The sequence below is a fragment of the Microbacterium indicum DSM 19969 genome (genome assembly GCF_000422385.1).
Lineage (GTDB): Bacteria > Actinomycetota > Actinomycetes > Actinomycetales > Microbacteriaceae > Microbacterium > Microbacterium indicum.
Window position 1 is genome coordinate 469,390 of sequence record NZ_AULR01000002.1, and the last position, 12,374, is coordinate 481,763.

Consider the following 12,374-nt stretch of genomic DNA (forward strand, 5'->3'; position numbering starts at 1 on the left):
ATCGGGATTACTCCGCCGACTCGGTCTCGGCGGCGTCCTCGGCGGGCGCCTCGGCGGCGGGGGCCTCAGCCGGCTTGGCGGCCTGCGGCTTGACGACCGACTTCTTGCCCGTATCGGCCGTGTAGGCCTTCTTCTCGTCGGCGACGAGGAGCGTGCTCTTGGCGTCCTTGTCGCCCTTGAACGTGCCCCAGTCGCCCGTGATCTTGAGGATCGCGAGGACCTGCTCGGTCGGCTGCGCGCCGACGGAGAGCCAGTACTGAGCCCGCTCCGAGTCGACCTCGATGAACGAGGGGTGCTCGGTGGGGTGGTACTTGCCGATCTCCTCGATGACGCGACCGTCGCGCTTGGTGCGCGAGTCGGCGACGACGATGCGGTAGTACGGCGCGCGGATCTTGCCCAGGCGCTTGAGGCGAATCTTGACAGCCACAGTGATCTCCAGTGGTGAGGAAAGGTAGTCGAACCCGTCGCCAGCCGCGTGGGGTCATGCACGGGGTGGCGGAAGCTCTGAAAGGTCGGAGCGCCGCGCCGGATAGAGGGTCGAGCGCGCGTTCCAGCTGTCCATTCTGCCAGAACGGGCCCTGAGAGGCGAACGGGAGGGGGCGCGCGTCGCGGTTCGAGTTGAAATCTCAGCCGCTTTAGGCGAGCCTTACCTTCGTCCCCCCGTTCGGAGCAGCCGCTCCCCCGCTACGAAAAGAGCCCCCCGTGCGTCTCCAGCGCCCCCTCGCCGTCGCCTCCGTCGCGATCGCCGCCCTCGCCCTCACCGCCTGCGGATCCGCCTCCGACTCTGCGTCGTCCGGATCCACGGCGGCGCCCGAGGCGCTCACGAACGACGGATCGCTCACGGTCGAGCACGCGTTCGGCACGACCGAGGTGCCGGCGGAGATCGATCGCGTCGCGACGGTCGGCTGGGGCAACCAGGACGTCGCGCTCGCGCTCGGAGTCGCCCCCGTCGGCGTCGACAACCAGACCTGGTCGATGGACGGCTCGTCGACCGACGGCGTCTACGAGTGGACGAGCAACGCGTACGACGAGCTCGGCGCCGAGCAGCCGGCGATCTTCTCGACGGCGGACGGCACCGACTTCGAGGCGATCGCCGACGTGCAGCCCGACGTGATCCTCGCGGCGTACTCCGGCCTCACGCAGGACGACTACGACACGCTGACCCAGATCGCGCCGACGGTCGCCTACCCCGAGACCGCCTGGTTCACGCCGTGGCGCGACACGATCCGCACCGACGCCGCCGGCCTCGGACTCGCGGACGAGGGCGACGCGCTCGTCGACGACCTCGACCAGCAGATCGCCGACGCCGTCGCCGACGCGCCCGACATCGCGGGGAAGACCGCGGCGTTCTTCTACATCGACCCGTCCGACACCTCGGTGATCTCGGTCTACGGCGTCGACGACTCGCGCACGGCCTTCCTCGGCGACCTCGGCTTCGACTTCCCGTCGGTCGCCGAGAACACGGGTGACCAGTTCTACGCCGACATCTCGGCCGAGAACGCCGACCTCCTCGACGACGTCGACGTCATCGTGTCGTACGGCGACGAGTCGACGCTCGCGGCGCTGCAGGCCGACCCGCTGTGGTCGACCGTCCCGGCGATCGCGAACGGCGCCGTCGTCGCCGTCGGATCCGGCGACGACTTCAGCGGCGCGGTCACGCCCACGGCACTGTCGATCCCGATGCTCCTCGACGACTACGGCTACGTCTCGACGCTGAACGACGCCGCGGGCAAGGCGGAGTGACGACCGCGACCGCGACGCGCCCCGGCGCCCCCGCTGCGACATCGGCGGGGGCGCCGCGCCGCGCCGCGCTCGTCGTGGTCGTGTCGGTGCTCGTCGTGGTCGCCGCGCTCGCGTCGCTCGCCTTCGGATCGCGCGTCGTCGGCCTCTCCGAGATCGCGTCGGGCGTCGGGGCGTTCCTCCGCGGCGAGGTCGCGCAGGACATCGGCGCGATCGCGGTCCAGGAGCGCATCCCCCGCACGGTCCTCGCGCTCATCGCCGGCGCGGCGCTCGCGATGTCGGGCGCGACGATGCAGGCGATCACGCGCAACCCCATCGCCGACCCGGGCATCCTCGGCGTCAACATGGGCGCCTCCCTCTTCGTCGTCTGCGGCATCGCGTTCCTCGGGATCACCTCGATCTCGCAGTACCTCGCGCTCGCGCTCGCCGGCAGCTTCCTCGCCGCCGCGTTCGTCTACGCCGTCGGCTCGCTCGGCCCCGGCGGCGCGACCCCCATCAAGCTCGCGCTCGCGGGCGCCGCGACGACGGCGGCGCTGTCGTCGCTCGTCAGCGCCGTCATGATCCCCCGCGCGCAGGCGATGAACGACTTCCGCCAGTGGCAGGTCGGCTCGGTCGGCGGCGCCGACTGGGGATCCGTCGGCATCGTCGCCGCCCTAATCCTCGTCGCGGGCGCCGTCGCGATCGCGACCGCCCCCGGCCTCAACGCCCTCGCCCTCGGCGAGGACACGGCCCGCGGGCTCGGCGTCCGCGTCGGCACGACGCGGATCGTCGCCGCGACCGCGGGCGTCGTGCTCTGCGCCGCCGTCACGGCGATCGCGGGCCCGATCGCGTTCGTGGGGCTCATGGTCCCGCACGCGATCCGCCTCGTCTCCGGGCCCGACCAGCGCTGGATCCTTCCCCTCTCGGCCCTCGGCGGCGCCGCCCTCCTGACGCTCGCCGACACGGCGGGCCGCGTCATCGGCCGCCCCGGCGAGGTCGCCGCGGGCATCCTCACGGCCTTCATCGGCGCGCCCGTGCTCGTCGCGATCGCCCGCCGCACCCGGATGCGGGGGCTCTGATGACCGCGATCGCCCCTTCCGCCCCCACGGGCGCCCTCGCCGCACTGCGCGCCGGACGCCGGCGCCGCGCGACGCGCCGCCGCGTCGGGATCACGGCGCTCGCCGTCCTCCTCGTCGCCCTCCTCGCGGCCTCGCTCGTGATCGGCCAGACGATCTACCCGATCGGCGACGTCGTCCAGGTGCTCCTCGGCCACGACGTGCCCGGAGCGTCGTTCACGATCGGGACCCTGCGGATCCCGCGCGCGGTCGCGGGCGCCCTCGCCGGCATCGCGTTCGGTCTCGCGGGGTCGACGTTCCAGACCCTCCTGCGCAACCCGCTCGCGAGCCCCGACGTCATCGGCATCACCTCGGGCGCGAGCGCCGCCGCCGTGCTCTCGATCACGGTCCTCGGCTGGTCGACGGTCGCGACGAACGCGTTCGCCCTCGTCGTCGGCATCGCGACGGCGCTCGCCATCTCGCTCATCGCCCGCGGCGGCGACTCGACGGGAGGGCGGCTGATCCTCATCGGGATCGGCATCGGCGCGATGCTCGACTCGGTCGTCTCGTTCCTCGTCGAGCGCTCGAGCGAGCACGACGTGGGGGCGGCGATGCGCTGGATCGCGGGCAGCCTCAACGGATCCTCGCTCGACGGCGCCGCGCCGCTCGCGATCGCCGTCGTCGTCCTCGCCCCCGCGATCCTCGTCCTCTCGCGCGGGCTCGGGGCGCTCGAGCTCGGAGAGCAGACCGCGGTCTCGCTCGGCGTCTCGGCGAGCCGCACGCGCCTCCTCCTCATCGTCTGCGCCGTCGCCCTCGCCTGCTTCGCGACCGCGACGACGGGGCCGATCGCGTTCGTGGCGTTCCTGTCGGGCCCCATCGCGTCGCACATCGTGGGTCGCGGATCGTCCCTCCTCATCCCCGCCGCGCTCGTCGGCGCCTGCCTCGTCCTCGCGGGCGACCTGATCGGGCAGTTCGCGTTCGACACGCGCTTCCCCGTCGGCGTCATCACCGGCATCGCCGGCGCCCCGTATCTCCTCGTGCTGCTCCTGCGCATGACCCGCATCGGAGGTTCCTCGTGACCGTCCACCACACCCTCGAGACGCAGAACCTCAGCTCGGGCTACGGCGGGCGCACCATCGTCGACGGCGTCGACCTCGTGCTCCCGGCGGGGCAGGTGAGCGTCATCATCGGCGCGAACGCCTGCGGCAAGTCGACGCTCCTGAAGACGATCTCGCGCCTGATCCCGTCGGCGGGCGGATCCGTCGTCCTCGACGGCAAGCGCATCGACCAGGTGCCGACGAAGCAGCTGGCGCGCACGCTCGGCTTGCTCCCCCAGCAGCCCGTCGCGCCCGAAGGCATCGTCGTCGCCGACCTCGTGGGCCGCGGGCGCCATCCCCACCAGAAGCTCTTCCGCTCGTGGTCGGCCGAGGACGAGCGGGCCGTCGCCGACGCCCTCGAGCAGACCGGCGTCGCCGACCTCGCCGACCGCTCGGTCGACGAGCTCTCGGGCGGCCAGCGCCAGCGCGTGTGGATCGCGATGGCCCTCGCCCAGGAGACCGATCTGCTGCTCCTCGACGAGCCGACGACCTACCTCGACCTCGCCCACCAGGTCGAGGTGCTCGATCTCCTGACCGATCTCAACCGCTCGCGCGGCACGACGATCGCGATGGTGCTGCACGACATCAACCTCGCGGCGCGGTACGCCGACCACCTCTTCGCCCTGAAGCACGGCCGCCTCGTCGCGTCCGGCGCGCCGGGAGAGGTCGTGACGCCCGAGCTCGTCGCCGACGTGTTCGGGCTCGACGCCTCCGTGATCGCCGACCCCGTCTCGGGAACGCCCCTCGTGCTGCCCCGCGGCCGCCACCACGTCCTCGCCCCGACCGCACAGGAGGCCGCCGCATGAGCGCCGTCACCGCCCCCGTCCGCCCGCACCGCTTCTTCCGCGCGCGCGTCGCCCGGATCACCGATCTCACCCCGAGCTTCCGCCGCTTCACCTTCGTGGGCGACGACCTCGCGCTCTACGGCGACCCGGGCTTCGACCAGCGGATCAAGGTCGTGTTCCCGACCGAGGCGGCCGGCCTCGACGCCATGCCCACCGGCGAGGACTGGTACGCCGAGTACCGCGCGATGCCCGAGTCGGCCCGCCCGCCGTTCCGCACCTACACGACGCGCGGGGTGCGCCGTGAGGAGACCGAGGTCGACGTCGACATGGTCTCGCACGCGATCCTCGGCCCCGCGTCGGCATGGATCGCCTCGGCCCGTCCCGGCGACGAGGTCCTCCTCCTCGCGCCCGACGCGCGCTACGAGGGCGAGCCGGGCGGCCTCGACTTCGTGCCGCCGGCCGCGACGGGCGAGCATCTGCTCGTCGGCGACGAGACGGCGGCTCCCGCGATCGCGCGGATCCTCGAGCAGCTCCCCCGGGAGGCGACGGGCGTCGTCGTGCTCGAGGTCCCCGACGAGCGCGACTGCGCCTATCTGCCCCACCACCCGGGCTTCCGGATCTACGCCGCGGGACGGGAGGGATCCGAGCGCCACGAGCACCTCACGCGGGTCGTCGCGGCGCACGCCCCGATCCTCTGCCCCGACGGCACGGGGTCCGACGTCGAGGAGATCGACGTCGACCGCGACCCGCTGTGGGAGGTGCCGCGCTCGGCGAAGGGCGGCGCCGCGCTGAAGAGCGCGCCGCTCTACGCCTGGATCGCGGGCGAGTCGATCGCCGTCACGACCCTGCGGCGCCACCTCGTGAAGGAGATCGGCGTCGACCGTCGCGCCGTCGCCTTCATGGGGTACTGGCGCCAGGGCCGCGCCGAGGGCTCCTGAGTCAGCGCTCCAGGAGCTCGGCCGCGAGGGCCTCGTCGAGCACGAGGTCGGTGACGAGGCCGGCCGCGAGCGCCCCGCGCAGCCCGCGGAGCTTGTGCTGCCCCGCCACGACGCAGAGCCGCCGCGGCACGCGGCGCAGACGGTCGAAGGAGGGCCCCGTCGCGCGCGCGTTGAGTCGCACGTCGCGCCACGACCCGTCGGCCCGGAAGAACACCGTCGCGACGTCGCCCACGACCCGGTCCTCCGCGAGGCTCTGGTAGTCGCGCTCGTCGAGGTATCCCCCGACGTACACGCGGCTCGGCACTCCCGCGCCGGGCGAGCCGATGCTGAAGATCGCGAGGTCCATGCGGCCCTGCAGCCCGAGGACGCGCTTGGTCATGCGCTCGCGCCACATCGCGTCGCGCGTCGCGGGGTCGTCGAACAGGGCCGGGACGGGGAACTGCTGCACAGCCGACCCGAACGCCTCGCCGAAGCGCTGCAGGATCTCGCTCGAGTACTCGACGCCCGTCGTGAGGGTGTTGCCGGCGCCGTTGAGCTGCACGACCGTCGTCGAGTGCGTCTCCTTCTGCGGCAGGTGGCGGACGACGGCGCTGAGCGTCGATCCCCACGCGAGACCGACCACCATGTTCGACTCGATCACCTGGGCGACGAGCCGCGCCGCCGTCATCGCGACCCGATCGAGCCGCTCGGCCTCGCTGACGTTCGCCGAGACGGGGACGACGTGCGCGCGGACGCCCGAGCGCTCGAGGATGCGCGCCTCGAGGGTCTCGCCGTGCTCGTTCGGGCTCGTCACGCGGATGTCGACGATCCCCTGCTCGCGGGCGTACGAGAGCAGACGCGAGACCGACGAACGCGAGGTGCGCAGCTCCCGCGCGATCGACTCCATCGTGCGGTCCTGGAGGTAGTAGAGGCGCGCGGCGGCGAGGGCCTGCGCACCCCTGTCGTCGACAGCCGCCATGGCGTTCCTCTCTCGCGGGATCCCGGTCCGCGCACATATGTGCACTCGGCTTGACCGGATGTTCCACGGGGATCCACGCTAGTCGACAACGAGCAAGAATCGAGGCCGAAGATGTCCGACATCTCTTCACCCATCCGCCCGTCCGTCGCCGAGGTGCGCGACGCGGGTCGTACGACCGTCCTCATCGTCGGCGGCGGCATCAACGGCATCTCCACGTTCCGCGATCTCGCGCTGCAGGGCGTCGACGTCACGCTCGTCGAGCGCGGCGACTTCGCGAGCGGCGCGTCGAGCGCGTCGAGCCACATGGTGCACGGCGGGATCCGCTACCTCGAGAACGGCGAGTTCCGCCTCGTCCGAGAGTCGGTCCAGGAGCGCAACCGCCTCCTCAAGCTCGCCCCCCACTTCGTGAAGCCGCTCGAGACGACGATCCCGATCTACTCGACCTTCTCGGGCATCATGTCGGCTCCGCTGCGCTTCCTCACGCACAAGCAGGGCAAGCCGAAGGAGCGCGGCGCCGCGCTCATCAAGATCGGCCTCATGATCTACGACACCTTCTCGCGCGACGGCGGCTCGGTCCCGCGCCACCGCTTCCACGGGCGCAGGAAGTCGCTCGCGGCCCTCCCCGACCTCGACCCCGACGTCAAGTACACCGCGACGTACTACGACGCCTCGATGCACGATCCCGAGCGCCTCGCGCTCGACGTCCTGCTCGACGGATCGGCCGCCCACGAGGGCGCGCGCGCCGTGAACTACGTCGAGGCGATCGGGTCCACCGCCGACGGCGTCCTGCTCCGCGACAACGTCTCGGGCGAGGAGTTCTCCGTCGCAGCCGACGTCGTCGTCAACGCGTCCGGCACCTGGACCGACATGACGAACGCGCAGCTCGGCCGCGAGACGGCGTTCATGGGCGGGACGAAGGGGTCGCACATCGTGCTCGACCACCCCGAGCTCCTCGCCGCGACGAAGGGCCGCGAGCTCTTCTTCGAGCACTCCGACGGCCGCATCGTGCTGATCTACCCGCTCAAGGACCGCGTCATGGTCGGGACGACCGACATCGACGTCAAGCCGACCGACGACGTCACCTGCACCGACGAGGAGATCGACTACTTCTTCGATCTCGTGCACCACGTCTTCCCGCAGATCGCCGTCGACCGTTCGCAGATCGTCTACAGCTTCTCGGGGATCCGCCCTCTGCCCCGCCACGGCGACACGGCCCCCGGCTTCGTCTCGCGCGACTACCGGATCGAGGTCGACGACTCGCGCTCGACCCCGATCGTGAGCCTCGTCGGCGGCAAGTGGACGACGTTCCGCGCGATCGGCGAGAACCTCGCCGACACCGTCCTGGGGCTCCTCGGCCGCACGCGCACCGCCTCGACGGCGGGCCTCGCGATCGGCGGCGGCCGGGCGTTCCCGCTCGGCGCGCAGGAGACGCAGGCGTGGAAGCGCGCGCACCTCTCGGGAGCGGGCCACCGCGCCGACGGGCTCTTCGTCCGCTACGGCACCCGCGCGGCCGACGTGTGGTCGTACGTCGAGGAGGGCGAGGACCGCGAGCTCGCGGGCGGCGCGCTCTCGACGCGCGAGCTCTCGTGGATGGTCGAGCGCGAGCACGCCGTGCACCTGCGCGACGTGGTCCTGCGCCGCACGAGCCTCGCGTTCACGGGCGACGCCTCGGACGCCGTGCTCGAGGAGATCGCCGACGCGCTCGCCGAGATCGCGGGCTGGAGAGCCGAGACGCGCGACGCCGAGCTCGAGCAGGCGCGCGGCGAGCTCCACGCGAAGCATTCGGTCCCCGCGACCGTGTGATCTCAGCCCGGCGGGGGCCTTCCCCGCCGGGCGATGGAACGGCCGGCAGCGACGCCGGCCAGGAAGGTCGATGAAGACATGCAGGACATCAATCTGGGGTTGTACTTCCTCTCCGAGCTCGTGGGCACAGCGATGCTCGTGCTCCTCGGCACGGGCGTCGTCGCCAACGTGACCCTCGCGAAGACGAAGGGCTTCGGCGGCGGCACCCTCATGATCAACTGGGGATGGGGCCTCGCGGTGTTCGCCGGCTTCCTCGTCTCCGCGTACTCGGGCGCGGTCCTCAACCCCGCCGTCGGCCTCGGGCTGCTGATCGGGGGTACGATCACGCTCCCGATGTTCCTCGTCGCGACGATCGCCGAGCTGATCGGCGGCATCATCGGCGCGATCGTCTGCTACCTCGCCTACAAGCAGCACTTCGACGACGAGGAGAGCCCCGCCGCGAAGCTCGGCGTCTTCTCGACGGGCCCCGAGAAACGGTCCTACGGGCTGAACTTCCTGACCGAGGTCATCGCGACCTTCGTCCTCGTGTTCGTGATCTTCGGGTTCTCCGACTACGGCGACGTCGAGGTCGGCGTCCCCGGCGGCCTCGGCCCGCTGGCCGGGCTCCCCGTCGCCCTTCTCGTCGTCGCCATCGGCGCGTCGCTCGGCGGCCCGACCGGCTACGCCATCAACCCGGCCCGCGACCTCGGCCCGCGCATCGCGCACGCGCTGCTCCCCATCAAGGGCAAGGGGTCGAGCGACTGGGCGTACTCGTGGGTCCCGGTCTTCGGCCCCTTCGTCGGCGCCGCCATCGCGGCCTTCGCGGCGCCGCTCACGCTCGGCCTCGCAGGCTGATCCCTACCCGAACCACGTCTTCAGAGGAGAGAACGCATGGGTGAATACATTCTCGCGATCGACCAGGGCACGACGTCGTCGCGCGCGATCATCTTCGACAAGAAGGGATCGATCGTCTCCACCGGCCAGAAGGAGCACGAGCAGATCCTCCCGCACCCGGGCTGGGTCGAGCACGACGCCCTCGAGATCTGGCGCAACGTCCAGGAGGTCATCGGCCTCGCGCTGAGCCGCGCCGACGTGACCCGCCACCAGATCGAGGCCATCGGCATCACGAACCAGCGCGAGACCGCGGTGGTCTGGGACCGCACGACGGGCGAGCCCGTCTACAACGCGATCGTGTGGCAGGACACGCGCACGCAGGCGATCGTCGACCGGATCGCGGGCGACGAGGGCATCGAGCGCTTCAAGAGCATCGTCGGCCTCCCGATCAACACGTACTTCGCCGGCACGAAGATCGCCTGGATCCTCGAGAACGTCGAGGGCGCGCGCGAGAAGGCCGAGGCGGGCGACCTCCTCTTCGGCACGACCGATACCTGGGTCCTCTGGAACCTCACGGGCGGCGTCGACGGCGGCGTGCACGTCACCGACGTCACGAACGCGTCGCGCACGCTGTTCATGGACCTCGAGACGCTCGACTGGCGCGACGACATCCTCGAGGCGTTCGGCGTTCCGCGCTCGATGCTCCCCGAGATCAAGTCGTCGTCCGAGGTCTACGGCTACGCCGAGGACACGTCGCTGCTGCGCGAGACGCCCATCTCGGGCATCCTCGGCGACCAGCAGGCCGCGACCTTCGGCCAGGCGGCCTTCTCGCCCGGCGAGAGCAAGAACACGTACGGCACGGGCAACTTCCTCATCTTCCAGACGGGCGAGGAGAAGATCCTCTCGAAGAACGGCCTTCTCACGACGGTCGGCTACAAGATCGGCGACCAGCCCGTGCACTACGCGCTCGAGGGATCGATCGCCGTAACGGGATCGCTGATCCAGTGGCTGCGCGACCAGCTGGGGATCATCAAGTCGGCGCCCGAGGTCGAGAAGCTCGCCGACACCGTCGACGACAACGGCGGCGTGTACTTCGTGCCGGCGTTCTCGGGCCTCTACGCGCCGTACTGGCGCCCCGACGCCCGCGGCGCGCTCGTCGGCATGACGCGCTACGTGACGAAGGGCCACATCGCCCGCGCGGCCCTCGAGGCCGTCGCGTTCCAGACGCGCGACGTGCTAGACGCCGTCAACGCCGACGCCGGCGTGGAGCTCGAGGAGCTCAAGGTCGACGGCGGCATGGTCGCCAACGACGCGCTCATGCAGTTCCAGGCCGACGTTCTCGGCGTCCCGGTCGTGCGGCCAGTCGTCGCCGAGACGACGGCCCTCGGCGCCGCCTACGCGGCCGGCCTCGCCGTCGGGTTCTGGAAGGACCTCGACGAGGTGTCGGCCAACTGGCAGGAGGACAAGCGCTGGGAGCCGCAGATGGAGCAGGCCGAGGTTGACCGCACCCTGCGACTGTGGCGCAAGGCCGTGACGAAGTCGATGGACTGGATCGACGACGACGTCGCCTGACGACCGAGAGAACGAACGAGGGCCGGGATCCGATTCGGATCCCGGCCCTCGCCGCGTGATCAGCGCCTGCCGAAGAGCTTCGTGATCTCGGCCATGTCGGCCTCGCTCGGCGCCTCCTGCGGCGCCGAGCCGAGGCCGAAGCCCGCGCCGGTCGGGGCGGTCTCCGCTGGCGCGTTCGCCGCCTCGGCCGCGCGCTTCGCGGGGTTGCCCGACCGCTGGAGCGGCTTCTGCTGCTTCTTGCCCTTCTTGCCGCGCTTCGCGGACGCCCCGGGCTTCATGCCGGGCATCGCGCCGACGCCGGGGATCCCTGCGGATTCGCCGCGCGCGACCTTCTTCATCATCTTGGCCGCCTGCTCGAAGCGGTTCACGAGCTGGTTGACGTCGGTGACCGTCATGCCGGAGCCGCGCGCGATGCGGGCGCGCCGCGAGCCGTTGAGGATCTTCGTGTTGCCGCGCTCGGCGGGCGTCATCGAGCGGATGATGGCCTCGGTGCGGTCGATCTCGCGCTCGTCGAACTGCTCGAGCTGCTGCTTCATCTGGCCGCCCATGCCCGGCAGCATGCCGAGCATCTTCTTCATCGAGCCCATCTTCTTGAGCTGCTGCATCTGCTCGAGGAAGTCGTCGAGGGTGAACGCCTCCTTGGCGAGCTTCTCGGCGACCTTCTTCGCCTCCTCCTCGTCGAAGGCCTGCTGGGCCTGCTCGATGAGGGTGAGGATGTCGCCGAGGTCGAGGATGCGGCTCGCCATGCGGTCGGGGTGGAAGTCCTCGAGCGCGTCGAGCGTCTCGCCCGCCGAGGCGAAGATGATGGGGCGACCTGTGACGGAGGCGACCGAGAGCGCGGCGCCGCCGCGCGCGTCGCCGTCGAGCTTCGAGAGCACGACGCCCGTGAAGTCGACGCCCTCCTGGAAGGCCTTCGCCGTGTTGACGGCGTCCTGTCCGATCATCGAGTCGATGACGAAGAGGACCTCGTCGGGGTCGGTCGCCCGGCGGATGTCGGACGCCTGCTTCATGAGCTCGGCGTCGACGCCGAGTCGGCCGGCGGTGTCGATGATGACGACGTCGTGCTGGCGGCGCTGGGCCTCGGCCACGCCCGCCTTCGACACCGCGACAGGGTCGCCGACCCCGTTGCCGGGCTCGGGCGCGTAGATCGCCGCGCCCGCCTGCTCGGCGACGACCTGCAGCTGGTTCACCGCGTTGGGGCGCTGGAGGTCGGCCGCGACGAGGAGCGGCGTGTGGCCCTCCTTCTGCAGCTTGCGCGCGAGCTTGCCCGCAAAGGTCGTCTTACCGGATCCCTGGAGGCCCGCGAGCATGATCACGGTCGGCGGGTTCTTGGCGAACTGCAGGGGGCGCTGGCGACCGCCGAGGATCTCGACGAGCTCCTCGTTGACGATCTGCACGACCTGCTGCGCGGGGTTGAGCGCCTTGTTGACCTCGTCGCCCAGCGCGCGCTCGCGGATCTTCGCGGTGAAGGTCTTGACGACCTCGAGCGCGACGTCGGCGTCGAGCAGGGCGCGACGGATCTCGCGCACGGTGCCGTCGACGTCGGCGGCCGACAGCTTGCCCTTGGTGCGCAGATTGCGGAAGGTCTCGGTGAGACGCTCGGAGAGATTGCCGAATGCAGCCATGATGACCAG

Annotated in this window: 11 protein-coding genes; 8 read left to right on the top strand and 3 right to left on the bottom strand. The window is 71.3% G+C overall.

Annotated elements, in window-relative coordinates; translation table 11 throughout:
* Window positions 1–7 precede the first annotated feature (7 nt).
* The gene (gene rpsP / locus H576_RS0104860) at window positions 8–427 is read right to left on the bottom strand and encodes a 30S ribosomal protein S16 (protein ID WP_029150011.1); all 420 of its coding nucleotides are present in this window, start codon (window positions 425–427) and stop codon (window positions 8–10) included.
* A gap of 275 nt (window positions 428–702) precedes the next feature.
* Between rpsP and H576_RS0104865 the strand changes: the two genes are divergently transcribed.
* From H576_RS0104865 to H576_RS0104885, 5 genes are read left to right on the top strand one after another with little or no spacing between them, the layout of a single operon-like run.
* Window positions 703–1,743, top strand: coding sequence for an iron-siderophore ABC transporter substrate-binding protein (locus H576_RS0104865; RefSeq protein ID WP_029150012.1), 1,041 nt, complete (start codon window positions 703–705; stop codon window positions 1,741–1,743).
* On the top strand, window positions 1,740–2,798 hold the full coding sequence (locus H576_RS0104870) for a FecCD family ABC transporter permease (RefSeq protein ID WP_084502439.1): 1,059 nt from the start codon (window positions 1,740–1,742) through the stop codon (window positions 2,796–2,798). The genes H576_RS0104865 and H576_RS0104870 overlap by 4 nt, the downstream gene beginning before the upstream one ends.
* Window positions 2,798–3,853 (top strand): FecCD family ABC transporter permease, encoded by a 1,056-nt coding sequence (locus H576_RS0104875; RefSeq protein ID WP_029150014.1) that lies wholly within the window; start codon window positions 2,798–2,800, stop codon window positions 3,851–3,853. The genes H576_RS0104870 and H576_RS0104875 overlap by 1 nt, the downstream gene beginning before the upstream one ends.
* Window positions 3,850–4,677, top strand: coding sequence for an ABC transporter ATP-binding protein (locus tag H576_RS0104880; RefSeq protein ID WP_029150015.1), 828 nt, complete (start codon window positions 3,850–3,852; stop codon window positions 4,675–4,677). The genes H576_RS0104875 and H576_RS0104880 overlap by 4 nt, the downstream gene beginning before the upstream one ends.
* On the top strand, window positions 4,674–5,594 hold the full coding sequence (locus H576_RS0104885) for a siderophore-interacting protein (protein WP_029150016.1): 921 nt from the start codon (window positions 4,674–4,676) through the stop codon (window positions 5,592–5,594). The genes H576_RS0104880 and H576_RS0104885 overlap by 4 nt, the downstream gene beginning before the upstream one ends.
* Window position 5,595: 1 nt before the next feature.
* On the opposite strand, the gene H576_RS0104890 is transcribed toward H576_RS0104885, so the two are convergent.
* Complete coding sequence (locus H576_RS0104890) at window positions 5,596–6,552, bottom strand: sugar-binding transcriptional regulator (protein WP_029150017.1); 957 nt, start codon at window positions 6,550–6,552, stop codon at window positions 5,596–5,598.
* A 111-nt stretch (window positions 6,553–6,663) separates the two neighbouring features.
* On the opposite strand from H576_RS0104890, the gene H576_RS0104895 reads away from it, so the two are divergent.
* The 3 genes from H576_RS0104895 (at window position 6,664) to glpK (ending at window position 10,740) form a co-directional block, all read left to right on the top strand.
* Window positions 6,664–8,355: a glycerol-3-phosphate dehydrogenase/oxidase gene (locus H576_RS0104895; RefSeq protein WP_029150018.1), complete on the top strand. Its 1,692-nt coding sequence runs from the start codon at window positions 6,664–6,666 to the stop codon at window positions 8,353–8,355.
* 78 nt (window positions 8,356–8,433) lie between these two features.
* Entirely contained in the window at window positions 8,434–9,189 is a 756-nt protein-coding gene (locus tag H576_RS0104900; protein ID WP_029150019.1) for an MIP/aquaporin family protein, read from the top strand.
* A gap of 36 nt (window positions 9,190–9,225) precedes the next feature.
* Complete coding sequence (glpK, locus tag H576_RS0104905) at window positions 9,226–10,740, top strand: glycerol kinase GlpK (protein ID WP_029150020.1); 1,515 nt, start codon at window positions 9,226–9,228, stop codon at window positions 10,738–10,740.
* A gap of 59 nt (window positions 10,741–10,799) precedes the next feature.
* Here glpK and ffh read toward each other — a convergent pair whose 3' ends face one another.
* The gene (gene ffh / locus H576_RS0104910) at window positions 10,800–12,365 is read right to left on the bottom strand and encodes a signal recognition particle protein (protein ID WP_029150021.1); all 1,566 of its coding nucleotides are present in this window, start codon (window positions 12,363–12,365) and stop codon (window positions 10,800–10,802) included.
* Between the last annotated feature and the right edge of the window lie 9 nt (window positions 12,366–12,374).